This window comes from Pseudoalteromonas pernae (assembly GCF_039831865.1).
In the GTDB taxonomy this organism is placed as follows: Bacteria; Pseudomonadota; Gammaproteobacteria; order Enterobacterales; family Alteromonadaceae; genus Pseudoalteromonas; species Pseudoalteromonas pernae.
This window is the reverse complement of the sequence record NZ_JBDODM010000003.1, coordinates 175,255-201,933: the sequence shown is the minus strand read 5'-3', so window position 1 is coordinate 201,933 and position 26,679 is coordinate 175,255. Positions and strand designations below refer to the sequence as shown.

At 44.2% G+C, this 26,679-nt stretch carries 24 protein-coding genes; 9 read left to right on the top strand and 15 right to left on the bottom strand.

Translation table 11 applies throughout. The features are described from left to right. Positions 1 to 365: 365 nt before the first annotated feature. Both V1358_RS08960 and udk read right to left on the bottom strand, forming a co-directional pair. The gene (locus V1358_RS08960; RefSeq protein WP_347393295.1) at positions 366 to 1,589 is read right to left on the bottom strand and encodes a NupC/NupG family nucleoside CNT transporter; all 1,224 of its coding nucleotides are present in this window, start codon (positions 1,587 to 1,589) and stop codon (positions 366 to 368) included. Positions 1,590 to 1,603: 14 nt separating this feature from the next. Then, a complete protein-coding gene (gene udk, locus V1358_RS08955) occupies positions 1,604 to 2,233 on the bottom strand; it encodes a uridine kinase (protein WP_347389639.1) in 630 nt (209 codons plus the stop codon). Between the two features lie 301 nt (positions 2,234 to 2,534). Between udk and V1358_RS08950 the strand changes: the two genes are divergently transcribed. The 3 genes from V1358_RS08950 (at position 2,535) to V1358_RS08940 (ending at position 5,459) form a co-directional block, all read left to right on the top strand. Then, a complete protein-coding gene (locus V1358_RS08950; RefSeq protein ID WP_347393294.1) occupies positions 2,535 to 3,755 on the top strand; it encodes a phosphopentomutase in 1,221 nt (406 codons plus the stop codon). A 14-nt stretch (positions 3,756 to 3,769) separates the two neighbouring features. Next, on the top strand, positions 3,770 to 4,471 hold the full coding sequence (deoD, locus tag V1358_RS08945) for a purine-nucleoside phosphorylase (RefSeq protein ID WP_347389637.1): 702 nt from the start codon (positions 3,770 to 3,772) through the stop codon (positions 4,469 to 4,471). 208 nt (positions 4,472 to 4,679) lie between these two features. After that, on the top strand, positions 4,680 to 5,459 hold the full coding sequence (locus V1358_RS08940) for an outer membrane beta-barrel protein (protein ID WP_347393293.1): 780 nt from the start codon (positions 4,680 to 4,682) through the stop codon (positions 5,457 to 5,459). Between the two features lie 121 nt (positions 5,460 to 5,580). Here the strand turns inward: V1358_RS08940 and V1358_RS08935 are convergent, their stop codons facing one another. Together V1358_RS08935 and V1358_RS08930 are read right to left on the bottom strand one after the other, a co-directional pair. After that, positions 5,581 to 6,747 (bottom strand): GGDEF domain-containing protein, encoded by a 1,167-nt coding sequence (locus tag V1358_RS08935; RefSeq protein WP_347393292.1) that lies wholly within the window; start codon positions 6,745 to 6,747, stop codon positions 5,581 to 5,583. Positions 6,748 to 7,035: 288 nt separating this feature from the next. Continuing rightward, a complete protein-coding gene (locus V1358_RS08930) occupies positions 7,036 to 7,734 on the bottom strand; it encodes a tellurite resistance TerB family protein (protein WP_347393291.1) in 699 nt (232 codons plus the stop codon). A 267-nt stretch (positions 7,735 to 8,001) separates the two neighbouring features. On the opposite strand from V1358_RS08930, the gene V1358_RS08925 reads away from it, so the two are divergent. Continuing rightward, positions 8,002 to 8,622 carry an SOUL family heme-binding protein gene (locus V1358_RS08925; RefSeq protein WP_347393290.1) on the top strand — a complete coding sequence of 207 codons (621 nt, stop codon included), beginning with the start codon at positions 8,002 to 8,004 and terminating at the stop codon, positions 8,620 to 8,622. A gap of 865 nt (positions 8,623 to 9,487) precedes the next feature. After that, positions 9,488 to 9,802 (top strand): ExbD/TolR family protein, encoded by a 315-nt coding sequence (locus tag V1358_RS08920; protein WP_347393289.1) that lies wholly within the window; start codon positions 9,488 to 9,490, stop codon positions 9,800 to 9,802. Between the two features lie 96 nt (positions 9,803 to 9,898). Here V1358_RS08920 and V1358_RS08915 read toward each other — a convergent pair whose 3' ends face one another. From V1358_RS08915 to V1358_RS08905, 3 genes are all read right to left on the bottom strand, one after another. Further along, a complete protein-coding gene (locus V1358_RS08915; RefSeq protein ID WP_347393288.1) occupies positions 9,899 to 10,621 on the bottom strand; it encodes a spondin domain-containing protein in 723 nt (240 codons plus the stop codon). Positions 10,622 to 10,632: 11 nt separating this feature from the next. Continuing rightward, positions 10,633 to 11,337, bottom strand: a complete 705-nt coding sequence (locus V1358_RS08910; RefSeq protein WP_347393287.1) for a spondin domain-containing protein — start codon at positions 11,335 to 11,337, stop codon at positions 10,633 to 10,635. A 177-nt stretch (positions 11,338 to 11,514) separates the two neighbouring features. Beyond that, positions 11,515 to 12,183, bottom strand: a complete 669-nt coding sequence (locus tag V1358_RS08905) for a substrate-binding periplasmic protein (protein ID WP_347393286.1) — start codon at positions 12,181 to 12,183, stop codon at positions 11,515 to 11,517. A 317-nt stretch (positions 12,184 to 12,500) separates the two neighbouring features. Between V1358_RS08905 and V1358_RS08900 the strand changes: the two genes are divergently transcribed. Further along, positions 12,501 to 13,385: a tetratricopeptide repeat protein gene (locus V1358_RS08900; RefSeq protein ID WP_440589702.1), complete on the top strand. Its 885-nt coding sequence runs from the start codon at positions 12,501 to 12,503 to the stop codon at positions 13,383 to 13,385. Positions 13,386 to 13,429: 44 nt separating this feature from the next. On the opposite strand, the gene V1358_RS08895 is transcribed toward V1358_RS08900, so the two are convergent. The 6 genes from V1358_RS08895 to V1358_RS08870 all read right to left on the bottom strand — a co-directional run bounded on the left by V1358_RS08895 (position 13,430) and on the right by V1358_RS08870 (position 20,325). Beyond that, on the bottom strand, positions 13,430 to 13,939 hold the full coding sequence (locus V1358_RS08895; RefSeq protein ID WP_347393285.1) for a nuclear transport factor 2 family protein: 510 nt from the start codon (positions 13,937 to 13,939) through the stop codon (positions 13,430 to 13,432). A 14-nt stretch (positions 13,940 to 13,953) separates the two neighbouring features. Continuing rightward, entirely contained in the window at positions 13,954 to 14,694 is a 741-nt protein-coding gene (locus V1358_RS08890; protein WP_347393284.1) for a ferredoxin--NADP reductase, read from the bottom strand. A gap of 102 nt (positions 14,695 to 14,796) precedes the next feature. Next, positions 14,797 to 15,705 carry a histone deacetylase family protein gene (locus V1358_RS08885; RefSeq protein ID WP_347393484.1) on the bottom strand — a complete coding sequence of 303 codons (909 nt, stop codon included), beginning with the start codon at positions 15,703 to 15,705 and terminating at the stop codon, positions 14,797 to 14,799. A 97-nt stretch (positions 15,706 to 15,802) separates the two neighbouring features. After that, positions 15,803 to 16,876: an alkaline phosphatase D family protein gene (locus tag V1358_RS08880; protein WP_347393283.1), complete on the bottom strand. Its 1,074-nt coding sequence runs from the start codon at positions 16,874 to 16,876 to the stop codon at positions 15,803 to 15,805. Beyond that, entirely contained in the window at positions 16,873 to 17,982 is a 1,110-nt protein-coding gene (locus tag V1358_RS08875) for an alkaline phosphatase family protein (RefSeq protein ID WP_347393282.1), read from the bottom strand. Before V1358_RS08875 ends, V1358_RS08880 begins: the two co-directional genes overlap by 4 nt. 51 nt (positions 17,983 to 18,033) lie before the next feature. After that, positions 18,034 to 20,325, bottom strand: a complete 2,292-nt coding sequence (locus V1358_RS08870) for a TonB-dependent receptor domain-containing protein (protein ID WP_440589882.1) — start codon at positions 20,323 to 20,325, stop codon at positions 18,034 to 18,036. Between the two features lie 306 nt (positions 20,326 to 20,631). Here V1358_RS08870 and curA point away from each other — a divergent pair, with 306 nt between their 5' ends. Both curA and V1358_RS08860 read left to right on the top strand, forming a co-directional pair. Continuing rightward, positions 20,632 to 21,660, top strand: coding sequence for an NADPH-dependent curcumin/dihydrocurcumin reductase (gene curA, locus V1358_RS08865; protein WP_347393280.1), 1,029 nt, complete (start codon positions 20,632 to 20,634; stop codon positions 21,658 to 21,660). A gap of 190 nt (positions 21,661 to 21,850) precedes the next feature. Next, a complete protein-coding gene (locus V1358_RS08860) occupies positions 21,851 to 23,326 on the top strand; it encodes a cytochrome c peroxidase (protein ID WP_347393279.1) in 1,476 nt (491 codons plus the stop codon). A 1-nt stretch (position 23,327) separates the two neighbouring features. Here the strand turns inward: V1358_RS08860 and V1358_RS08855 are convergent, their stop codons facing one another. Continuing rightward, positions 23,328 to 25,304: a GGDEF domain-containing protein gene (locus V1358_RS08855; RefSeq protein WP_347393278.1), complete on the bottom strand. Its 1,977-nt coding sequence runs from the start codon at positions 25,302 to 25,304 to the stop codon at positions 23,328 to 23,330. Positions 25,305 to 25,552: 248 nt separating this feature from the next. On the opposite strand from V1358_RS08855, the gene V1358_RS08850 reads away from it, so the two are divergent. Then, positions 25,553 to 25,972 carry a hypothetical protein gene (locus tag V1358_RS08850; RefSeq protein WP_347393277.1) on the top strand — a complete coding sequence of 140 codons (420 nt, stop codon included), beginning with the start codon at positions 25,553 to 25,555 and terminating at the stop codon, positions 25,970 to 25,972. A gap of 113 nt (positions 25,973 to 26,085) precedes the next feature. Here V1358_RS08850 and V1358_RS08845 read toward each other — a convergent pair whose 3' ends face one another. Beyond that, on the bottom strand, positions 26,086 to 26,598 hold the full coding sequence (locus V1358_RS08845) for a GAF domain-containing protein (RefSeq protein ID WP_347393276.1): 513 nt from the start codon (positions 26,596 to 26,598) through the stop codon (positions 26,086 to 26,088). Positions 26,599 to 26,679: the final 81 nt, after the last annotated feature.

Below are 26,679 nucleotides of genomic sequence, written 5' to 3'. Positions count from 1 at the left end.
CTGCCCGCGACCTTACCATTGATTAGGATTTGATTTGGGGGGCTTAGTTCCGTAACCACGTGTAAGCCTTCGTGAGCCCAGCTGTAAGAACTAACTAAGCAAACAAATAAAGCGACCAGATGGAATGAAAGAAACAGCCTATAATTCATTTAATTGTGATTGTGACAAACATCACCCTAATGATAGATAAACGAATGCACTTACGCACTTAATTCCTGCAATAAATTTTCTATGCCTTAGAAACGATAAAAGGGCCTGTCGGCCCTTTGGTGAAGTATCGTTCAAGTTAGCTGTTACCTTAACCCCTTAAAGCAACAACCTAGGTCTATGAGACCCTGTTTTGCAACCGTGGTTTCTCTTTGTTTCTAAGCAATAGAGAGGAAAAACCCAGCAATTGCGGCGCTCATGAGATTGGCCATTGATCCCGCCAATACTGCTCTGAGCCCTAGACGTGCGATATCCTTTCGCCGGCTTGGCGCCATACCGCCAATCCCGCCTAGTAAAATGGCTATCGAAGATAAGTTTGCGAAGCCACACAAAGCAAAGGTTACGATTGCTTGGGTGTGTGGGCTTAACTCATCACGATAATTTACAAAGTCCAAATAAGCGACAAACTCATTCACGACTAATTTTTGCCCGATAAAACTACCGGCTGTTATAGCTTCACTCCAAGGTACACCCAGTACCCAAGCTACTGGAGCGAAGACATAACCTAAAATCTGTTGCAACGTCAGCTCAGGGTGGTCGAAGAAGCTACCTGCCCAGCCTAATACGCCGTTTAACAAAGCAATTAGTGCAACGAAGGCTAACAACATTGCGCCCACGTTAAGGGCTAACTGCATACCACTTGAAGCACCTGATGCCGCTGCATCGATAACATTAACTGGCTGCTCGTGGTCGCCGTCTAACTCTGCTAAATCTTCTTTAGGGGTCTCAGTTTCTGGCACAATCATTTTTGCCATTAAGAAACCACCCGGTGCCGCCATAAAGCTAGCCGCAATTAGATACTGTAAATCAACACCGATTTTTACGTAACCCGCCATAACAGAGCCAGCGACCGTTGCCAAACCGCCAACCATTACAGCAAACAATTCAGACTTGGTCATGGTTGCGATGAATGGCTTAACAATCAATGGCGCTTCAGTTTGACCAACAAATATATTCGCGGTCGCAGACAATGACTCTGGGCGCGATGTTTTTAATAATTTTTGTAGAGCACCGCCGAGGATTCTAATGACCCAATCCATGATGCCCAGGTAATACAACACAGCTACAAGTGATGAGAAAAACACGATGACAGGCAAAACCTGAAAGGCAAACAAAAAGCCTAGTGTTTTCTCTGATGCCAGTGGCCCAAACAGGAAAGCAATCCCGCTTGATGCATAGCTAATGACTTGAGACACCGCCGCCGACATCGACGCCAGAATGTTCTTACCAAATTCAAAAAATAATACGAAGCCACCAATGATGACTTGCAGTAAAAATGCGACGCCCACCGTGCGAAGATTAATCGCTTTTCGGTTTGTTGACGCAGCGAAGGCGATGGCGAGTAAAACTACCATGCCGACCAGGCTCATAAATGTTGTCATGCCCGTTGTTCCCGTTATTCTTGTAGTAGGTGTTTGATTTTACTTTTTATTATGTCAATCGCTACGCGGTTTTTACCACCTCGAGTCACGACTAAATCCGCAGTATGCTTTGATGGTTCAATAAATTGATAAAACATCGGGCGCACAGTACGTTTGTATTGGTCGACCACGGATTGCAAAGTGCGGTCTCGTTCTTCAATATCACGCTGCATGCGGCGCATCAAGCAAATATCGAGCGGCGTATCGATGAACACCTTAATATTAAATTCTTCCCTTAATGCTGGGTCACTCAGTAGCAAGATACCTTCAACAATAAGAATTTTAGCTGGCAACACTCTGCGAGTTTCTTCACTACGGGTATGCTCACTGTAGTCATAAACTGGCACATCCACTGCCTGACCTGCGCGAAGTTGGCGCAAGTGCTCTACCATTAACTCATGCTCAAACGCATCAGGATGGTCATAATTCGTAGTAACGCGGTGCGCCATAGGTAAATGAGACTGATCCCTGTAATAGGCATCTTCTTCAATAATGGCGATGGCGCCTGGTTCTAACTCGTTTACCAATTCTTTGTAAATGGTTTGGCTAAACAAAGATTTGCCCGATGCAGACGCACCAGCAATCGCGATAATGGTTTGTGTCACTGACAAGCACCCAGACTGATATAAGACAAAGGATTACTTTAGCAAATTAGCTAAAAATAATCTCAATAGATGCCATCCTTTAGCGCTATCAAGCGCCGAAGTGACGCAAATCCTCACGTTATTCCGACAAATGTATCGGTTTTGGGGTGTTTCTATTAAGGACTTATGTCCGCTTGAAAAAACATCAGTGAGAACCTGCATAGAACCCCGGGTTTCCTATACTTGCTGTAGGACTTTTGTCCTGTTTACGTGCGCGGCAAGTGGTTAAAGTGAAGTTATTAAAGCATTGAGCGAGGCAATTATGGCACGAGCAATTATCCTGATGGCTGACAGTCTTGGTATAGGGGCTGCCCCTGACGCCGAGAAATTTGGCGACCTGGGTGCCAACACCTTGGGCCACATTCTTGATTCATACGAACAAGAAAAAGGCGAGCCACTGGCGTTAGCTAACTTGTCGCGCCTCGGTTTGATTGATGCCTGTGAGGCGGCGTCATCTCGAACCCTCAATGTTGCACAGCGTCAACAGCCGCAAGGTGGTTGGGGTTACGCGAAAGAACTGTCTAGCGGAAAAGATACACCGTCAGGACACTGGGAAATGGCCGGAGTGCCAGTTCTGTTTGATTGGGGGTATTTCCCACAAACGGTACCTTGTTTCCCACAAGCGTTTATTGATGAATTGGTTGCGCGCACTGGCATCCCCGGAATTTTAGGTAATTGCCATGCGTCTGGCACAACCATCATTGCACAGCTTGGTGAAGAGCACGTAAAAACCGGTATGCCGATTTGTTATACCTCGGCAGACAGTGTGTTCCAAATCGCTGCGCATGAGCAAAGCTTTGGCTTAGAGAAGTTGTATGAAGTGTGTGAGGTTGCACGGTCACTGCTTGATGAATACAACATAGGCCGAGTGATTGCGCGTCCATTTGTGGGCAATAATACAGATGACTTCAAACGTACAGGTAATCGCCGAGATTATTCTGTGCTACCACCATCTCCTACCTTGTTGGATAAATTGGCCGATGCGGGTGGTGAAGTGATCAGTATTGGTAAAATTGCCGATATTTATGCGCATCAAGGCATTACGCAAAAGCACAAAGCGCCTGGTCTAGAGAATTTACTAGCCAAAACAGAAGAAGTGATGAGTGTTGCGCCCGAGCGCTCATTGATCTTCACTAACTTAGTTGATTTTGATGAGTTATATGGTCATCGACGCAACGCTATTGGTTATGCAGAAGCATTGAAAGTGTTCGATGATTTCTTACCGCGCATTATTGCGCAATTAAAAGATGACGATTTACTTATCATCACAGCAGATCATGGCTGTGATCCGACGGCCAAAGGCGCGGATCATACCCGTGAGTATGTGCCGGTAATTGCTTATCGTAGGGGGATGCAAAGTGTCCCATTAGGTGAGCGTGAAAGTTTTGCAGACATTGGCCAGACGTTGGCGCAATGGTTTGATTTAACAACATTAGAATATGGTAAAGGCTTTGCGTCGGCACTGGTGCCTGCAACAGCATAAAAAGAGGACTGCATATGAGTACGCCGCACATTAGCGCACAAATGGGTGATTTCGCCGAAACAGTTTTAATGCCAGGCGACCCACTTCGCGCCCAATACATCGCAGAGCACTTCTTGGATGATGCCAAGCAAGTAACGGGTGTGCGTAACATGTATGGCTTTACTGGTACCTATAAAGGTAAGCCAGTGAGCATCATGGGTTCTGGTATGGGTATTCCGTCGATGTCTATTTATGCCCGCGAGCTTATTTGCAGTTTTGGTGTGAAAAATATCATTCGTATCGGTACCTGTGGCGGGATTGCTCAAGACACTAAAATTCGTGATGTGATTTTTGCGCAAGGCGCAAGTACAGACTCAAATGTAAACCGCGCACGAGTGCGTGGATACGATTTTGCTGCGTTGGCCAATTTTGGCTTGCTTGAAAATGGTGTTCGTGCAGCGCGTGAATTGGGAATTGATGCCAAAGTGGGTAACGTTTTCACTACCGATACTTTCTATCAAGCTGACCCAACATTCTATCAAGAATTAGACAAGCTCGGCGTGATGGCGGTTGATATGGAAACCGCTGGTCTATACGGCGTTGCCGCAGAATATGGCGCCAATGCGATGGCGTTATTTACGGTGAGCGATCACGTAATTACCGGTGAAGCAACACCGGCTGAAGAGCGTCAAAGCACCTTTAACGAAATGGTTAAGATTGCCCTTGAGTCAATCTAACTAACAACAGAGTTCCTTGGTAATACGTAAAATACGTTAACCTCAAAAGTCCCCGCTACAAGCGGGGCTTTTTTTATCCACTTTCTGACAAATTCCAATCTCGTTGAAATAATGTTCTCAAGGTAGCTTGATATTAACAATTAGTTTATTTATAGGTACAGTTGGATTGATATGTATCCGAAAAAATAAATATAAACAGGATGTTGTGATGAAAAAAGCTGGAATTTTTTTACTATTCGTTAATTGCTTGATACTGAGTGGTTGTTATTCTACACCGGAAGTAAAACCGCGCATGGCGCGTTTTGACAGTTCTGAAGTCAACAGCGAAGCTTTCAACTTTAAATTATCGGTTGGCAGTGATAGCTCCAACCAAATTCCTCTTGCAGAAATAGAAAAAACAGACAAAGGATCTTCGCTTCGATTGTCAGCAGCAATGACATTAGGTAACGGTTTCGAAATAAAGTACAGCAATAGCGGCGAAGATAAGATCGGCATTAAATATCAGCTTTTTGGGGCACCTCTTGAACAAAAAGCTGCAGGCAATGTGTCACTAGCAACAAGCTTAAGTTACATCCGTTCTGAGCGTGATGATTATAATCCAAGTTCTTCACTCTCAGTGAACCCAGCTTTTTCACAATGGTGGGAGTTAGAACAGCAGGCGTTGGATGTTGCGCTGATTTCAGGGTATAGATTTAATGAACGCTTATTGATGTATGGCGGCTTATTCTATCAAGATGGCGATGTTGAGGGAGAAATCCGCAGCGCATTGTCCACAGAGGTTAGTCCACAACGATGCACAGAAAGTGATATTTGTCAGATTGAGTATTTTGGTGGAGATGGCAAAGGATATGGCGCAAACCTAGGGTTAGAGTATGAGTTTACTTCGTGGTTTGTTGTTGCTGCAGAGGTGGTTTATCACCATGCAAAGTGGTTTGATCGTACAAATAGCGAAACTGCTGCAAACCTTAATCTAGAGTTTAGGTTTTAAGTTTTTTTAGAAGGGGCAAAACGTAGTACCAAAAAATTTTATTATTAAAAAAGTTAAACAAGAAACTGTTTATAGCTATATTTGCCCTGAGCTTACTACATAATCGTGGAAACCTTTGTTTTTAGGCCCCTATTAACATTGTGTACTCAACTCGATTGCGGCCTTTATGCTTTGCCTCATAAAGCGCAGAGTCAGCCCTCTTCATAATTTCCTCCCAATTGGAGTCCGTAGGTAGGTTGGTGCTAAAGCCAATACTGACCGTTACGCCGATATTGATTCCATTAGAGTTTGAAGCTGTAGTTTGATCGATAGCTCTTCTGATACGTTCAGCTAATCCCAAAGCCGCGTTGTGATCGGTTTTGGTCGCTACGAGCAGAAACTCTTCACCACCTATCCGATAAAGGGAGTCGTAATCCCTTATTTGTTGGCTAATTAACTCTGACACATGTTTAAGAACCAAGTCTCCCAAAAAATGGCCATGTTTATCGTTAATACTCTTAAAATGATCGATATCAATCATCATAAATGTCAGTTTAGATTGTTCTCTAATGGCCTGCTTCAACTCTTTGGTGGCAAGCGTATCTAATGTCTTTCTGTTTAATAGTCCTGTTAATTCGTCTGTAATTGCTAGTGCCTTTAACTTATTTTCTTTTATCCAAAAAATTGTATATATGAGTGCTATAGTCAAAATAAAGTAATATGATGAAATAACTAATAAACTGCCGCTATAAAAGAAGCTATCTTCATGATGCATCGGGCTTGTTGACGTAAGGTTTAGCCAAAAAAAACGGTAAGAATAGAAGACAAGAAATACTCCAACAGTACATGCGACAGGAATCAAGCCTTTGTAAAATCTCTTAGTACCACTACTAGTAATGATGAATATGGTTAAAAGGTTAGTTGATATAACGATAGGAGATAAAAATATCAATCTTGTCTTTGTTGAACCAGATATTGCAGGTATTAAATGGAGTGCAGCAACTAATAAGAATAAGGCTGCAATGTAATGATACCTTTGCTGCTTTCCTTTAAGTAGATAACATCCATGAAGTATAAGCGCATGGCCACATATAAAGAATGAATTTACAATTAGAATAATCAAACTTATGTTTGTATCGCTGAAGTGTGATACAAAAGAAGTCAAGCTCGCTACCATGAAAAACAAGCCAGCGAGAGCCCAATCAGCGATGTGTTTTTGTTTTAAATCTATGCAGTAACATGAAAATAAAGTCAATGTCATAATTGCACTAGAAATTATCATCGTGATTAGTATGGTGTAATGATCCATTGGCTCTCCATTCCTTTGAACAATGTATTGGTGGTGCTCTTTGTGTTGTATTCACAAAACGGACTCGTATTAATATTACACGGTGTATCTTTTTTGTACAGGGTCGCAATTTGACCATTTTATTGAGTGCACTGTTTTGGTTTAGTAAATATAGATTCCAGTAAACGATAATCGGGAAAGCATATAAAATTAGGTGCGCAAATTGATGTCGTTTTACCTTAAAGTAAGGTGAAACGGGAGTTATATAAAACTTCCGTTCCGTTTTTTGATTATGGGTATATTAGGTAATTACATTGTAATATGTGCCCCAAGCTCTTTATGAATACTGCTCACTAACTCTTGCGGTAAGCAGAGTTGGTTAGCAAGAGCTTGTAAATACTGGCCAGAAACAGGTTGTTTGAGGTCAATGGCGCTGGCACTGGCAGCGTATACTTCAATGCCTGTTTGGGCGTTTGGTACGGCTGCGACAAGTTCAGAGAGCATCATGGGTTTTCGTAACTCGTCAAACAGCATGGCTTTTTCATTCACAGTCAAATCCATGTGCTCAACGCTGGCGAAGATCTTCTGTCGCTCGAACTCATCAATATGGCCATCAGCATAGGCAGCTGCAATCATTGCACGCATGAGCAGTAGTTGCCCAGACTCGTTGTTGTCGTCTACCACTTCCTCAAAGCTCTGCTCGGGCATATGCGACGGTGTATAATCAAACGTTCGACCACTGTGGTTGTCGCGAGCGCTTGTGTTGGCGAAGTCTCTGTGTACTTGGCCTTGAGTGGATTCATTTTTTTGCGAGTATTGCTGATAAGCTTTCCAAGCTAGGCCGCCCACAGCAGCAAGTGCGCCGTACTTTAGTGCTTTCTTTCCTGTTTTCTTACCCTTTTTACTCGTTACTAGGCTCGTAAGTCCACCGCCTGCAACGCCGCCAAGAAAGCCGCTAAGGGCGCCTGATTTGTTCAAGCTTCCCACTAGTTTCTGTAAGTCTTTCATCATTGCTCCTTATTGATGTGTTGTGTTCAGCTTATGTGATTTACACATTGCTGAAAACGAAAGCTTTGTTACAAAGCACTACAAACAATATAGGGATAAGGTGTTTAATATGATTGTTTTGCAGTGACTAACTAACACCCACTAGATTCAAGCTACACAGGATTATCAACTCGGCTGTGCACAACTAAAGCGTATTTATTACAAGTAAATTGATACATATAACACTTTCGAGCGTATGGAACTTCAATGTCGAAATGGAGTGAAATAATGAAACGCGTTTTTGTTCTTCCTTTGGTGTTTTTATTATCAGGCTGTGCTGTGTTTGGTGTTAATGGGGTAGAGTCGGCCCCTTATACACTGCTAACAGCAGATGAGGGAGCGCGCGTAGAAGTGCGAACATATGAATCCTTGGTGTTAGTATCTGCAAGCATGCAATCAAACGCTTTTAGGCGACTTTTTGGGTATATTTCCGGTAACAATAAAGGGGCTAAGGAAATAGCGATGACTGCGCCCGTTTTTATGCAAAACCAAGCAAAAGGAATGGAAATAGCTATGACGGCTCCAGTATTGATGTCAGCAGGTGAGGGCGGTGGCATTATGTCATTTGTTATGCCTAGCAAATTCACACTGGAAACAACTCCCGAACCTTTGGACCCCACCTTAGTAGTGAGTGAGGTTAAAGGTTACACCGCAGCAGCAATTCAATTTAGCGGTACAATAAATGAGCGTAGCGTTGTAAAGCACACAAAAGAATTACAAAAATGGATTGCCCAGAATAACTATATGGCCCTCTCAGAACCTGTAACAGCGGGTTATGATAGTCCGTTCACAATCCCTTCCATGCGCCGCAATGAGGTGTTAATTGCTGTAGCGAAACGAGTTGATTGAGGATATGAAAAGCTCTTGGTTGTAAGCTCATATATCGTTGTGAGGCGTGGAGGTTGGGGCAGGTGCTATTAGCTCAATTGCTTCGATGTGAAAAGGGCTACCCCATTGTTGAATGGTCATAATGTCGTTTTTTAATTGGCCTTTCACCCTTACTTTTGTGCCATGTTGGCAGTAGTTTTTTGGTAAATTTAATGGCATTAAGCGCTCTTTTTCATCCGTCACTAGAGCAAAAAAGCCCCCTTCTAATGGCACATAAAAAACTTCTGCAATAAACCAATTACTAAATTCGTTAATTTGTCTCGAGTTCTCGGGGTCGTGCAATCTGTTTTCCTTTTTTAATTGCTAATTAATAGCGATAAAACCACTCCTCGGTGAGTCTAGAGATGAGTAGGGGCTAAGTTCGGATATCTACCATTAAGTATTTACAAAAATATCATAAAAATAAAATTATATTCCTTTGTTTTTATAACTTTATCTTTTCATTGCTGTTCTAGTTTTAAATAGGACTAGAAGAAAAGGGAATGGATATGAAAAGAAAAATGCAGGTTGAAGGCAATGCAAGTGCAGATATGACACCTATGTTAGACGTGATGTTTGGCAGGGCCTGTTTATCTTTGCGGTTTACTTTATGTTCAATCTAAATGCTTTATGGTCGCGACGCGAGCTATGATGCATAGTTGCTCTATGTAAATAACGAGTAACAAAGAGCATAAAGCATTTAGATGAACCCGTAGGGCAGTGCCTGAAGTGCCTTTCTACTGTGTTATCGCAGTTCGTGTAGACCTAACTACACCACACATGCTCTGCCTTGTATAAAGTCACTTCAGGCTGCTGCAGAAACAAACAGCAAAGGTCAACAGACCCTATGATATTTTTCGTGGTCACGACCACATTTTCGCGCTCATATAGCTTGAATATTGAGCGCCCAAAGGCAAGCTTGGCAAACCCAAGTGAGGCAAAAAATTTGCAAATACAGATTGATTCACAGGACAGAATTTGGGTGCAAGGACGGCTTATCGCTACAGAGCAATTGGCTGTAAATATAGCTAAGGAGGCGGCAATCATGCCATTTAAACAATTGCAGCTTATGGCTCATAACAGTAGTTCGCACAAAATGTTGGTGCGGGTGCTCAATGATGTGAAAGCTATGGGGCCATGGCCTGTAGCGCTGGCAAACTGATGGTAGTCGTTTAACCGAAATACGCTTTTGCGTTCTGCTATCGTATTCGAGGAGCTAAGCATGCAGTGTTAGCTCCTCACTTTTAATCAGTTATTCCTACTCAAGACGAGTGACTTTCACCATGATTGCAGGGTTATCGAATTTATGCGCTGCACTGAGTACCGAACCGGTGAGCCCGTCATCCATACTAACAACACCTGGATGCATAGACACAAAGCCGGTGTCCTCTCTAGCTTTATTAAACCCTTCACCGCTGTCAGCAGGACCTGGGATCGTGCCAATGGCTTCGCTGTTCAATTCAGTACCTGAGTCAAAAACGTTACCGTAAAGTGACATAGAGCTGCCCACACTTAAAGAGGCGAGGCTTACTGCATCCACCCCCGTAAATGCGTCGTTGGTGTTAACCAACATAGTAGCAACGGTGAGTTTGGCATCGTTAATGTCTTGAATTGTCACGTTCAAGGTTTCTCTCCCGCCTGAGCCCAAAGGTGCAGTGCTCGTTGCGCTAGCTATCACTGAGGAGTCGGCTAACAGTGCAGAGTTGTCGCCTCCTTCAGCTAACATTTCTAACGCATTTGAGGCACTTTCACCCACTACCCAAAAGTTCCCAGCTTGGTGTAGCGCGATTGCGATGGGACTCAATGGTTGGGCATTGGTTAGATTTGTTACTGTGATTTCATAGGTGTAGTTAACAGGGGCTGGTGGAAGTGGCGTTGTTACTTCCATGTCGTCATTATCAGAACCACAGGCGATTAAGCCTAGGAGTATAAGGCTAGCGAGCGCAGCGTTTTTTACTATGGGTCGCATTAGGGTCATCATAAACATCCCTCCTATTGCACTGTGACAGTGAGTTTTGCTACTGGGTTTAACCAGCGGTGCACGGTATTACTCACGTCGCTTTGTCCAGCCACGGCTTCGTCATCACCTATATTACCTGGGTGGATGTGTACAGTGGTGTTTTCGATGCTGCTTGTCACACCGCTTCCGCCCATGCCCAACATTGGTTCAAGGGGAGGGGGAACAGGCATACCTGGAGTGCCCGGTGCACCGCCGCCGCGAATTTCATCATTGGCTTCAGTACCTGCATCGTACGCGTTGAGGTAAACATGATATGTGCCTGGCTCAGTGGGCAAGGTCCAACTATTGAGGCCGACAAAACCATCATTGGTTGGCAGCATCATCCCCACTAATGACAGCTGGGTATTACCTTCGCTTGTACTTAGCATGCCTTGTGCGATTTGCCCTGGAGACAACAGGCCTCCGGCCGGATTGGCCAAGTTGTCGGCACCGGCGCCTGACGCTAATGCCATCAAGCCATCAATAGCACCGCCTTCAGCCATCGCTTGTAACTCGGAGCTGGCCGTTTCGGCAACATTAAAGAGTTGTACTTCATTGCTGTGCGAGGTGATCAGTAAAGGCGTGAAGTAAATGCCGTGTGTTAAGTTCTGTACGCTGATTTCTAATTCGGCGGCATTTACATTGTGTGCAAGAGCTACAATTGCGCCTGCGATTGTAAGTTTTGGCAACGATTTCATCTCAAATCCTCTTCATTATTACTGTGTATATTGCAGCATTCACATCGCAATAATGGCGATGTGGTTATCGGAATGGTTTGAATGTGAATCGGCCGTTTTCAGCACTCAAGAAAAAAGACCAGAGTGACCAAAATATACTTTCAGATAAAATAATTTAATTTATAACTTATTGTTTTTTTAATTATTTATGGCAGGCAGTTTTGAAAACGCTAAGCGTAGACGCTCTTTGATTTTTTCATCGCTGTTTTTATTGATTGCTAAACAGGGGATGTATTCAGTTGAAAAGCTATTCGGTAGCACTTTACTGATATTAGGAATATCAGCTACAGCGGTATCGATAACCAAAATATAGTCCAAACGACCGTTTTGAAGGTTTTGCTTGAGGACATCTATCCCTGTTGTCACGACTAAGTTGTGACCCTCCTTGAAGCCTTTTGAAAGCAAAATCCCATGTGCTACTGAGCCGCGAGAGACCCCTACCAAAGAAGACTTTGCATCTTCAATTGATTGCATACGAGAGGGTGAATTGTCGGGCAAAGAGTAAAGATATATTTTTAATGGTCGTGCTATTGGACAAAACCACTCAAAGTTGTGTTCACGTTGAGGGGTTTTTAAAATGGTGTAGATAAGTGTATTGGGTTCCTCTAACGTGCTCTTTAATGCACGCTTCCAAGGTAGTATAGCGATGTCATAGTCTATCTGGGCTTGAGCCATGAGTTCTCTTACTCTCTTGGTGGCGGCACCAATTACTTCACCTTCATTGTTTTTATAACTTAGCGGCGGCAGGTCTTCGGTGACGATTTTAACTCGATCAATCGCCCACCCTTGTGTGCTGATTAATGCCAAGAACAACAACAGATACTTCACTAGTTTTACTCGAATGAGAACTCGTTATTAGACTAGTTTATAAATTATCTTTTAGCAAAATCAATTAAGTATGTGTTCAGCGACTAAGTTGTACCTTTTAAATTCACTCCTGTTAAAGTTCCTTTGAACCTTTATTGTTGTTAAGCAGGTTAGCCAGCTATTCTTGTAGCTGGCTTTTTTTTGCCTATCTTATTGCAAGAGATTTGCAAGCTGGCATGATATAGGCCGCAATTTTATATTTTAAGGGTCTAAGCATGCTCAAATGGCTAAGTTATTTTCTCATTGGTTTTACGTTGATGGTCGCTTTTGGGGCGAATGCCTCTACAAAAGATGAACAGCGTGAAATTACTTTGCCAGAGCAGCAGGCCAAAGGACTAACAACACAGCAGCAAGCTCAAGTACAACAAACTGTGTCACAACTTCAAGAACCCATGTATCGCCCTTTGATCGAACGATATATCTTGGACGAGTTGCAATCGGTGCGCAAAGATCAGCAAGCGTTACGTGCGGAATATGCTGAAAGAATAGCGCATGCGCAGCTAGAGACAGCTGACCGAGCAATTGGCTACACAGCGAATACAATGAACAATTTGTTTATTTTGATTACCGCTACCGTGTCAATTCTCGTATTGGTGGGATGGAATTCACTGCGTGACGTAAAAAACAAAGTAGAAGACATTGTTAACACCCGAGTGAAAGCGATTACTGAAGAGTACGAGTCACGTTTGGCTGGGTTAGAGCGTCAATTGCGCGAGCGCTCTGAAGAAATACTCAATAACCAAAAGAAAATCACCATCACCAATGAAATTCATTCATTGTGGATGCGTGCCAACTTAGAAAGTGATTACAACAACAAAGTTGAAATTTACGATGAAATTCTGACTCGCAAACCAGAAGATGTTGAAGCAATTGCCTACAAAGCGGATGCTTTGCTTGAACTGGGTGATACTAATCAAGCGATTGGATTGTGTAATCAAGCGTTGGATATCGATTCAGATTACGGTTATGCCTATTGGCAAAGGGCGTGTGGCTACGCCATGAAGCATCAGCATAGCGACGCTATGGCTGACATTCGTATGGCCCTTGAGTATTCGCCAAGTTTACGAAATGAGTTGATGCATGAAAGTGCTTTTGCAAGTTTGCATGACAATGAAAGCTTTAATGAAATCGTTAATGGCTAAGCATTAAAAAAGCGGCTTTTTGGCCGCTTTTTACCTACAACTATTTACTTTGATGGCGCTTTAAAGAACAACACCCGTTTCACTAAACCATTTACAACTTCATAGCTAGCAACAACTTCACCACGTTTGTCGATAACGTTAGCGTCACTGGAGCATGACTCAGATAGCTCTTGATCGATCACAAAGTTACCATGAACGATGCGTTTAATCGGGGTGCTTTTTACGCACTTCAAATTCTTGAACATCACCCCATAGCGGGCGATCAGCTGTTCTTTTCCTGAAAACATTAATTCGTTAGGGTACATATAAAACGACACATCTTCAGCGAAGTAACTGATAAATAGATCAATGTCTTGCTCGTTGTATGCCTGTGAAACAGCGTCAACGATAGACACCGCATTACGTTGTTCTTTATTGAGCTTTTTAGCAGTGCTCTTATCGAGTTGATTTTCGACAATTTCAGGTGTGCTTTCGCCTTGTGTAACTGCATTATCAGCTGCGAAAACAGCGTGGCTACCTAACATGGCTAACAAAAATAAACACATGCGTTTCATAAAACTTCCTCGATTTACCAATACTGCTCAACGGTGATTTGCCCCGGACTACGCCGACGATTTCGGCTATAACCTAGATCCGCTAAGCATTGGCTGGTGTCTTTTACCATGTCGGGGTTACCGCAAATCATGAATTGTGCCACTTCGGGATTAGCCACAAGCTGAACGTGATCAAAAAGTTTACCGTTTTTTATCAACTCTGGAACACGTTGCGACAGTGCGGTGCTGTTTGCTTCTCGCGTCACAATAGGCACATATTTTAACTGAGGATGTGTATTCTGTATTTCTTTTATCAGCGCTTGATAACTGAGATCTTCGCTAGTACGCACACAGTGTACCAGCACGATATCTTGGTACTGTTGCCATACTTCTTGCTCTTGGAGCATAGATAAAAATGGGCCAATCGCCGTGCCCGTGCTGAGCATCCATAATTGTTCTGAGTTTGGTACTTCGTCGAGGGTAAAGTAGCCAGTGGCTTGTTCGGCAATAGCTATATTGTCACCGGGTTGGAGTTTAGCCATCGCTTCTGACAATGCACCATCATCTACTTGAATCAAATAGAACTCGAGCTCATTACTGCTCGGTGGATTGACAAAGGAATAAGCGCGGGCTACTCGTTTGTTGCCTATTTCTAGCGCAAGCTTGGTATATTGTCCCGCTTTGAAGGGGGCAATTTCTGCGTGAACAACTAAGCTAAAGAGCTTATCACTCCACCAGTGAATTCGGGTAACTTCTGCTTCCAGCCAATTTGCCATGCGCACTCCTTCGTATCATAAGATCGTTTATCCTCAATAACTTAAATCTGACAATACTAGGAGTTAAAGTCAATGTGAATTGCTTAGCAATGACTAATGTCATTAAAGTAATGCAGCCTGCTCAACCACTATCGCATGACGCGCTCCAAGGCGAGCATGGTCTTTGTCATAGCCACCACCAATAACCGTTGCTACAGGTGTGTTATGTTGTTGGCAGCGTTTCAGAACAAGGTGGTCACGGCGCTCGATACCCTGCCAACTGATGTCTAATTTGCCTAGGCCGTCTTCTTGCCAGATATCAACACCGGCATCGTACAGCACTAAATCTGGGTTGAGCGTTGTTAGCAGGTGGCATAAGGTTTCATCGACAATCGCTAAATACTCATCATCACCCAAGTTATTGCGCAAACCTATGTCCAAATCACTGGCACACTTTCTAAATGGAAAATTCTTCTCACAGTGTATAGAGCAGGTAAACGCATAAGGTTGATGCTGTAACATCGCTGCGGTGCCATCACCTTGGTGCACGTCTAAATCGAAAATAAGCACATTGGTTACTTCACCCGATTGAATCAAGGTTTGCGCTGCGAACGCTAAGTCATTAACCATGCAATACCCAGAACCAAAGTCATAGTGGGCATGATGCGTGCCACCAGCAAGGTGACATGCAATCCCATGTTCAAGTGCTAGACGTGCCGTTTTGAGGGTGCCAAGCGGGGCGGTAAAGGTGCGTGCCATGAGGTTTTTAGACCAAGGCAAACCAATACGGCGCATGGCTTTGTCATCAAGGCGGTTGTGCCAAAGGTCATGGACATAGTTATCACAATGGATAAAGGCTAAGTCATCAGGATAGCCAATCTCAGGTTGAAGGAGGTTATCGCCAATCAACCCTAAGTCTTTAACGTGATGGTAAAGGCGCGCAAATTTGCTCATAACAAAGCGATGGTTTGGGTCAAAGCTAAACGAATAATTTGGGTGATATACCAAAGGTAGATTTGGATTGAGCGCCATAGTCATAAACAACTGCTAGTTTTTTATAGCCTATCGACCCGTGCATCGCTGCGCAAGTATTGGCAAAATAAAAGGCTGTATACACAGCCTTTTATCGTTACAGCAGGGTAGGCTGCAATTGGGACAAGCGCACGGTTTTGCCAGTGACTGTGTTGCCTGTTATATCTTTGAGACCAAAGTGCACGCTTGGATCTGGTTGTTGCCAATCAATATCGATAAAGCCGTAGTTTACCTCATTCGTGAAATTACCCACGCGATGCTCGTTGGGGCTCACGTGTTTCCACTTTTCAGTCAAACCTGAGCTTGTGACTTCCCACAACGGATAAGCACCCGTTTGTTCTACTTTGGATAGCTCTCCCCAGTGTGTGTCGCCGCTTATCATTAACACGCCACCTATTTGTTCTTGGCGTATTAACTCAAGTAAGCGCGTGCGGTCATACGGGTAGTTCGCCCACGACTCCCAACCTGTGAATTCAGGTAAAAGCTGCAAGCTTGAAGCAATTATGCGAATTGCAGCGGGCTTTTTCAGCTCAGCTTCAAGCCATTGCCATTGTGTTTCACCGAGCATACTGGCAGTGGCATCTTCACTGGGTGAATAGGGGCCTTGGTTATTGGGCTTACGCTTTAAAGCATATTCGCTGTGACTTACATGATTGATAGCGGGGCGATTCCAGCGTAAGTCAGGCATGATCACACGCACTAACTTATCGCCTTCACCATATTCATACGAGGTGTAAATGCCATCTTTACGTGTGCGGCGAGGGGAGTCTTGGGGCTCTTGCCAAAAATCCAACATGATTTGCCGTGATGCTTCTTTTTTGGGGTATTCCATGCCGGCATCATTTTCGCCAAAATCATGATCATCCCAGATGGCGATGGTCTGAGTTTGTGCACGTAAGGCTTTTATTCCCGGTTGCTCACCGAGTTGCTGGTACTTGCGCTTGAGTAGTGCCATATCTTCGGTGTCGCCATAGATGTTATCCCCCAAGAAAATGAATAGCTCTGGCTGGTCCTTGATAATGGCATCCAAAATTGGCATGGGTTTGGACTGATGGCTACAAGAACCGAAACGAATACGCTCGATGTGTTCGTTTTCACCAGCAAATGTAATGTTGCTTAACGATGAGCCCACAGATGCGCAGAGCAAGGCGCAGACAAGGAGCTTTTTCATTTGAGCACCTCGTTAATTGCTGGAGCGACTTTATCGCTGTATTGGCTTGGCTCTTTCCCTAATAGCATCAGTGCAGTTGCGGCGATTTGTGCATTGGTGTTATCGCTTGCTTTGTATTCGCCATTTGCTGCGATATTTGGGCCAATAGCCGCGAGCCAAGTATGTTCAGAGCCCTCAATACCTTTAGGGAATTGCTCAAGCATGGCGGGGTACTTTTTCTCAATCGCGCGTTTTGAGGAGTGATGCCGCCAATCCGCAAGATGGCTACCACGGCCATGATCTGTGGTGATCAAAACAACCGTGTTATCGCGGTATTGAGGCATGGCTTGCAATGTGTTCCATAGGTCAGCAATCAATTTGTCGCTGCGATGAATGCCACGAATATACTGCTCATAATTGCCGTTGTGAGCGAAGTCGTCGGGTTCACCTAACCCCAAAAACAACACATTAGGTTGCTGGCTTTGAATGTAGTTTTTGGCAAAGTGGTAAGTGAATGCATCAAGTCGGACACTTTCCCACGGGCTGGGGATCTGTTCTTGCAAGGTATTGAGTAGTTGGGTATCGCTGTCTTGCGTTTTTTCGGGCATAAAGCCAGCATTTACATGTAACTTTGATCGCGGCTCGTTGAATATATAAGGAAAGACATCCCAACTCGCAAAGGCGGCATTGTTGCCTTTATTTTTATCTTGGTTATTCAACCATTCGATAAAGCTGATATGAGGGTTGGCAATTTTATCGTTGCTATTGATGCCCTCATCCACTTGGCCTGTGATAATTTCGTTATAGCCTGGGTAAGAGAAATACCAGGGGTTGGCGACTTGCATGTGACTGCCTAGGTCGCGATTACCCAATAATGTGCCTTGTTTGGCTAGAGTATCCCAAATAAATGGCATCAGCTTTTGGCGTTTTTGTTCGGCGCTTGGGGCGTCAAAGTCAGCCAACAGTTGTGATCTGTTTTGTGTGTTTTCCTCAGTGATTAGGCTGTTATCTAAACCACGATAAACCTCTTGCCAGCGCACACCATCAATAGTGACGAGCACTAGATTATCCGCTGCAATGGCACACGTGCTGCCTAGCATGAGCAGTGCAGTTAATAAGCTGCGCATAAAACCTCCTTATAAAAATAGGCGGCACTCGGCCGCCTAAAACGATATAAATTAAAACGCTAACTTAAAGTTAATCGCAGCCGTGCGTGGAGCGCCAATCCATGCAGATTGACCTGAGATACCGCCAAGGTAGCTTTCATCAGTTAGGTTATTAATGGTGAGGCGCAGCTCCATGTCTTCCACCCCTTGAATGGGCGAGCTAATGCTTACACCAGCATAGAAATCAAACGTTGTGTAGGCGTCAACACGTGTGGTGTTGGCAGCATCCATCCAACGATCGCCAACCCATTTTCCAGACAAACCTGCAAAGTAGTTGCCACGTGCCCAATCAAGGCTTAGTACTGCCAAGTCTTCGGCTGAACCATACACTGTATTGCCAGCTGGATAGTCGTCTAGCGTGCCTGTGTATTCGGAGTCGTTATAGGTGTATGAACCGTATAGGCCCCAATCGTTAGTGATGTACCAAGTTGCGGACGCTTCGATACCGCTTGAATCAATACCACCGACATTTACATAGCCGCCATTGGTGCCTATCAAGTAATCGATGCCATCAGGTGAGTCTGGCGCGATAAAGCTAAGACGATTATCAAAGCTGACGTCATAGTAAGTGATGCTGGCGTTAAACAGGTTCGATGCATAGCGCAGACCTAGATCGATGTTTTCAGCAGTTTCTGGTTCAATGTTTTCAAGCGCAGAGGCATCGCGTTCAAGAACGTTGTCTTTAATTGCCGCGAAATTTTCTGCGTAACCCGCAAATGCCTCTAGACCTTCAATAGGCATAGGTATGACAACACCGGCGCTGATCAATATATCCGAATCTGAATCCACCGACACATCAGCGCTTTGACCGAATAAGTCTTCTCCTTCGAGCTCGACTAAGAACTTCTTGGCACCTAAGCGCACGCGCGCAAGGCCAAGATCTAATTCATCTTCGAGATAGAACATGGTGGTATCGACATTGAATTCGCGGCTGTATTGAATCCAATAGGGGGTTTCATCAAAGTTTGAAGATACGCGTGCGTCGATACGTTTGTGCCAATCACGCCATTCTTGACGCTGGTAGTCTTCGTACCACAAGCCACCACGTAGGGTGTTTTCCATATCACCGATACGGCCGTACCATGCAAAATCAGCATTGATACCAAAGCGCTCTTTACCGTAGTGAGTATGACGATATGAACCCACAGGAATAGCGCCTGCTGCGTAACATGCTGGGTCATATTCAGCACCAGCGCCACCATAAGGGAATGAAATGCTCGACTCACAACCAGCGATTGGTGAGAGTGCCTCACCATCTTTATTGACGAAGTAAATGCGGCCAATTGGCGCGCCGCCTAAAAATGCAGTATTCGATGCTAGTTCAGAATTGGCATTACCAGCGCCGTCATCAATGATGTCTACCAGGTAAGGTGGCACCCAGTCTCCGCGACCTGAATTATTGTGGTAGTAAACGTTACCCGATACTTCAAATTCATTGGTTGTGTAAGCGGCGTCAACATACGCAAAGGTATTTTCGCGGTGTGTTTGCCACCCGTTGCGATAGACTTGGTCAATATAAGGGATGCCTGTGATAGTATCCGTTAAGCGATCCCAGCTTGGGTCTGCTTTGAACTGAGCTGTATTGATACGCTGATAGTTGGCCTCTACGACATCGTCATATGAAGCATAAGCCGTTAAATCAATCTCACCAACACGGCTAATGAGTTTTGCCGCAAGATGGTCGCGTTCATTGTTTGCGGCTTGTTGCACCCAATCTGAGTTACTGCTGCTCGAAACACTCACCCAAGCATAGGTATCTTTTGCCAACTCGCCAGTTTCATAACGAGCAAAGTACTTCTTCGCTTCAAAATCACCACCAGTTAGGCTGATAGTCAGGCGCTCTTGTTCACCCGGGTTCATGGTGGTGAAATTGAGAGTGCCACCAAGGGCTTCATTTGAACGTGATGCGACATCCGCTGTACCTTGCGATACCTCCACTGTGCCCAAGTTTTCGGTGTCGATATAACGGTTGGCTTTGGCACCACCACCATAGTTCGAGTTACCGTTGGCGATACCATCGACTGTGATACCGATTTGTTGTTCATCAAGAGAAAGTTGAAAGCCACGAATAGACACCGTTGTTGACCAGTCATCAGAGCCAAAAGTGTCGCCTTCATTGACCAACACACCCGGTAAGTTATCAATTACTGCCAGTGCACTAGTCATTGCTGATTGTTGGTTAACCATGTCTTGGCTTACCGAGTTGTTTGCATAAGAAACGCTCTTACCAACAACGGTAATTTCTTCAATCGTTTCTTGGTCAGATTGAGTGTTTGTTTGTTGAGCGTTTGCGCTCATCGACATGGCACACAATATTGAAGTGGCCAGAGCGCTAAGTTTTAGCTGTTTGTTCATTTTGTTCCCCGAAATGCGAATATTTGTAGTTAAATTCGGGGCGATTATGAAAGGTCACTGTTACGTTTAGCTTAATTTTGATTGAAGCTTTGGTTAACAAAAAAAGACTAAAATAAGTCACTTAGGTGAATTTCGCTGAGTTTCTGTGCGAGAGTGCAGCCAAAGGTTACAAAAGATAACTACTTTTAGTATTGAAAGCGAAAGATTGCCCCCTATTATACTTGAGTAATCATTCAAAAAATTCTGGAGAATTCCATGAGCACACAGAACCGTCAGATAGTCTTACAATCTCGCCCAGTAGGTGAACCAACAGCAGAGAACTATCGCTTGCAAGAAGTGAGTATTCCAACACCGCAGCAAGGAGAGATGCTTCTGCGTACCGTTTACTTGTCGTTGGACCCTTACATGCGTGGGCGCATGAGTGATGCCGAATCTTACGCTGAACCCGTGGCAATCGATGAAGTAATGATTGGCGGAACCGTTGCGCAGGTTGTGGAATCTAAATTAGATGGATATAACGAAGGTGATTGGGTTTTATCCATTAACGGCTGGCAAGACTATGCGATTAGTAAAGGTGAAATGGCTATCAACCTAGGGAAGAACCCAGCATTTCCTTCATGGGCGCTTGGCGTACTTGGTATGCCTGGCTTTACTGCTTACATGGGGTTACTCGATATTGGCCAACCGCAAGCCGGTGAAACTGTTGTTGTAGCTGCGGCCAGTGGTGCGGTTGGTGCCAACGTAGGACAAATCGCTAAAATCAAAGGGGCGAGAGTTATTGGTATTGCCGGAGGCGAGGAAAAGTGCCGTTACGTAGTTGAAGAGTTAGGCTTTGATGCGTGCATTGACCACAAAGCGGATGATTTTGCTGCGCAATTAGCGAAAGTGTGTAACAACGGCATCGATGTTTACTTTGAAAATGTTGGTGGCAAAGTTTTTGATGCGGTACTCCCACTTCTGAATACCAAAGCACGTATTCCAGTGTGTGGACTTATCTCTCAATACAATGCAACTGAATTGCCAGATGGCCCAGATCGCATGGCATTGCTCATGGGTAAAGTGCTTTCTAAACGAATGACCATGAAAGGCTTTATCATTTATGACGATTACGGTCATCGTTACGAAGAGTTTGCCAAAGATATGCATCAGTGGGTGAATGAAGGCAAAATCAAGTACAAAGAGCACTTAATTGAAGGTCTGGAAAACGCACCAGAAGGACTGAATGATGTTCTTAATGGTCGTAACTTCGGCAAAATGGTCGTTAAAGTGAATGAACCACTCTAACTAGAATTAAAGCCAAGGCAACGCCTTGGCTTTATTTCTCCTAGCCAGATTAGAATAATACTTATGCTGTAATGTAAAGATATGTAAATAATTTGATAACTAGACTATTATAGTGCTCTCTGAATGTTTGCTGAATAGGTCATGGAAGTGACCGTACAGCGAATAACCATTTTCTTCTTGAGAAAGCACAATGAAAACTAAAATAGCCATCTCTTTAGCTTTATGTTCTGTACTGGGTGCTTGTAACTCAGATGATACTGCCAAAGAAAAACCCCCTGAAATTAAAGCCTCCATGGTAGAGCTTGAGCTACAAAGTGTTATTACTACACAACAGATCACTGCACTAACGCCACCATCGGATAGAGTATTGATCGAGACACCGCTGGCACAATTGGGTAAGCATCTATTCTTTACTAAAGCACTGAGTGGCAATTTGGACACAGCTTGTGCTAGTTGTCATCATCCCAACCTTGGTGGTGGTGATGCACTTGTTTTACCTGTTGGTGTTGAAGCTCTGGAGCAGGATTTGCTTGGTCCAGGTCGTTTGCACGATGCAAATGGCGTTCACCATGATGCAGGTCCTACGGTTCCAAGAAATTCACCTAGTACGTTTAACATTGCTTTTTACACTAAGAGTATCTTTCACGATGGTCGAATAGAGATGGTAGGAGATTCAGGGAGCATGCGTACGCCAGATGTACCAAAAGGTCAGGCAGATGCAAATGCTGGGACGTCTCTTGCTCAAGCCCAAGCTCGATTCCCAGTTACATCAAGGGAAGAAATGCGCGGTTTTACCTTTGAGCAAGGTACTAATGAAGAGTTGCGCGGGGCATTAACAGCACGATTTAACGGTACATCCAATGAGTTGGCTATCAATAACTGGTTAGAGGCTTTTCGTCAGGGGTTAGAGCAACCACAAGCAGACGCAGCTAGTTTGTTGACGTTTGACAACATCACCTTGGCAATTGCCGCGTATGAGAACTCTCAGGTACTAGTGGAGAACCCATGGGCAGCTTATCTCAACGGGGATAAAGAGGCTATTAGTGAGCAAGCAAAGCGCGGTGCTTTGTTGTTTTATAAGTCTGAGAACCAAGGCGGTTTTGATTGTGCTAGTTGCCACTCTGGAAGCTTTTTCTCTGATGAGTCATTCCATGTGCTCGCTGTGCCACAAATTGGTCGCGGTAAAGGTGATGGGGTCTACGGTGATGATGATTTCGGTCGTTTCCGAGAGACAAAAGACGAAGATGACAAATATGCGTTTAGAACACCGACCTTACTGAATGTTATGCAAACAGGGCCTTGGAGTCACAGTGGTGCCTTTACGCAACTGAGCGACATGGTATTACACCATTTCAACCCGAGTGAAAGTGTCGCGGATTATGTGCCTGATGATGTTCAGCCAGGCATTCAGTATGCCCATTGGCAAGAAAATACAGAACTTGCATTAGCACAATTAGCGAGACTACAAGATCAGGAAAAATCCTTATTGCCTAGGGCATCTATTGAAAAAGACCAACTTGATGATCTACTCGCATTTCTAGCTACATTAACAGATCCGTGCACGGTTGACCCTGCTTGTATGAATAAGTGGGTTCCTAGTAGCGATGAAGTGGATCCTGATGGGTTACGTCTAGTCGCTTATGACGAGGATGGAAACTTACTTTAACTTAGTTTGAGGGCTGTGTCAGAGGTTGCATTGGGCTAATGACACAGTTTCTGGTTTGATCTTTTCCTTGATACAAGCAATTATCAGCCAACTTAAATAGTGCATCTATACTCTCGCCGGTTTGCTCCGTGCTTGCGACACCAAGTGTTGCCGTAATGTGTAAATCTAAATCATGGTGACTAATACAGGTGTTTTGTATTTGTTCACGTACTTTCTCTGCAACATTCATCCCATAGTGCAAAGGTGTGTTGGGTAGGATAATACTGAACTCTTCTCCCCCGATACGAGCAACAACATCGTATTTTCGCATGACACTTAAAATTGCTTGTGAGACTGTTTTTAGCACAGTGTCGCCACAGTCATGACCATATTGGTCATTGATTTGTTTGAAAAAGTCCAAGTCGAGGATGATGAGTGACAGAGGCTGTTGCTCACGTTCACTTTGGCTCAGCTTGACGTTAAGTTGTTCGAAGAAATAGCGGCGGTTGTATAAGCCGGTGAGTGGATCGGTGGTTGATTCTTCTCGCAATCTCAGCTCAAGTTGTTTGCGTTCGGTGATATCTATCATCATACCGGTCCACATGATATCGCCATTACTCTGACGCTCAGGGATAGCATGCGCAAATAGCCATTTGTGGCTATCGCCCAGCATCACTTTAAATTCGCACTGTAGGTCTTCAAGCTGGTTGGCGGAGTTAATGATGGCATCAAGCAGGGTCTCCCTGTCTTCATGGGCAATTTTCGATAACATTATTGTTGGGCTGCGTATGGCCTGTTCGGGCGTTAATTCAAATACACGTTTAATGCCCTCGCTGGCATAAAGAAGGTGCCACGAGCGTGATTCTGTGAGCACAAATTGATACAGCATCCCTGGGATGATTTGCGCCAGTGCATCCATGCGCGCATTTAAGCTGATGCTCTCGCTTTTATCAAAAATTGAGCCTACGATTAATTCCTTTTCGCTATCAAAAAGCGCAGGCTTTTTGACCCGTTGCAGGTGTTCGCTTAGCCACACATAATGGCCTTGCTGGTGGCGAAATCGGTAGTTGTATTTACATACGCCAACAGCACCTTTGCTTTGCCAGTGGTTAAATTCGGCTTGCATTGCTTCTCTGTCTTGAGCGTGAATTTGTTCTAACCACCAAGCGCTATTGTGCGATACGCAATGCGTACCATAGCCTGTAATATGCTCAATTTGTTGGGAGATGTAGTTAAAGCCTTCGTGGTCGTTGAGCTCGCTTTTGAAAATAGCTGCAGGCACACTGTCTATGATTGAATTTAGCTCGTTGCGCACTTTTTCAAGCTCGTTAATGGTATTGACCCTGTCGGTAATATCAATATGCGTACCTGTGATCCATTCGGGTTTGTGGTCAGAAGTGTAAGTGGCAATACGCCCGCAATCTCGAACCCACACCCAGTGGCCCTGTTTGTGCTTCATTCTTACGTCGCATCGATAAACATCGTCAAGACCACTGCAGTGTCGTTTAATTGCTTCATCCGAGCGGACTAAATCGTCTGGGTGGGCGACCTGTAGCCAGGTTTCAATCGAAACTGGTGACAATTCCTCAAGTGTATATCCGATGATTTCTGCCCAACGTTCACTCAGAGTGAGCTCGCCAGTTTGAAAATTCCACTCCCATGTTCCTGCTTCTGTGCTCTCTAGAATGGTGCGTAGCCGTTCGGCGCTACTAAGTTTGTGATATTGAGTTTCACATACTTTTAGGGATGCCATGATATGCACTTGTTCACCACAGCAGGTACGAACTTCGCCTTTGAAAGCTTTATTGTCACACGTCACTTTTACACTATACAGCTCATCTCTTTGCAAATGTTCGGCAACCAGCGTGTTGCTGCAGTCAACAAACTTAAAAGAATCAAAATGATGGCCGATGTGATGTTTAAAACATTGCGGAAACACTGCACTGCAAATCCCTTTACAGTCGAATAAAAGCAGCATGTTAGTAGCGGTAGATTCCATACATACCCGAAATAGTGAAGTCGATAAGTCCAATAACTTGGTATTACTATTAAGGACTCTATGTAATTAAAATAGTACAAAAGTATAGTTAATACTCAGTGATTTGCTAAAAACACATGAAATTTTCCTACACCTAATTACGAGTGTAAAAAAGTGTAAAGAACTTGACGGTTTAGCTAAGGTTCATTGTCGCCACACTAGAGTAAGCATATTACAAATAGGTCATGAGACCGAAAAAGGAGGTCGATATGCGACTCACTACACTTTGTATTGGCGCAGCACTATTTTGTTTAGCGCCATTAGAGCAAGCAATGGCTAAGCCGGAGCATTTTACTCCGCCGGGCCACGCTAAAAAAATGCATGATCACCATGGTGATAGGGATAGAAAACACAAACGTCATAAAAAGCACAAACGTGATAAACATCGCCACGATGACTATTACGGATATCATTATGATCGCCGCCATTATCGTTGCGATCATCATAGTCACCGCCGTCACGATGGCTATTGGCGTGTAGGCCACCGGTTAGATTACGACACATATCGTCATGGTAGAATTTTACGCCGTGACCGCCACGGACACATCATTGTGGATATGCATGGAGACGTGTTTAGGCTGCTAGAAAACAGCTTGGAGATTGTAGAGATTATTAGCCGCCGCCATTAATTATGCGTGGCCGCAGAACAAAAAACGCCCCTTTAGGGGCGTTTTTTATTGTCAGTCTTAAACCACCTCCTATGGAGGTGGTGATCGTTATTTTTGAGCAAGAGCTCTCTTTTTTAACCACACTCTCTTTCGTAAGCCGAGAGGTCGAAGAACATTGAGCTGCTATTAGCGATTCGTTTTAGTACCGCTTTTTCATCGTCTTGCCACTTTGGTACTTCCGTGCGAGCTTCACAACACAACACCCCTTTAGGTTTGAAGTTGTCATGCAGAACGTAGTCAAGCAAAGAGTGAATACCCGCCGGAATGAAATACTCGTAATTCATGTCTTTAGTAAATGGGTGTTCACGGGCTTGTTCGATAGCTAGAAAATCATGCTTCTGAATCGCGTCAAAATAGACCTGAGCACTTTCTTTACTGATTACGCCGCCGCTAGAAAATTCATCACTATGCTTGTCGAAACGGGCAATACAGATAATGGCTGAGGTGTCTTCATCGCACACCCATAAACTGGTTATATCGGCTTGAGGAACACAGTTAGCCGCTGTTTTCACGATAGCGTTTAACTTAGATGTGTACCTGAGTTTTGGATTGGTTAGCGTAAGGTTTAGCTCAAAAAGATCAGCCACTGGTATCCCCAAGAGTCATCGACTTTATAAAGTATAGGCGGCATTTTAAAGTACTGCGCATTAACCCAATCTAAACGAATT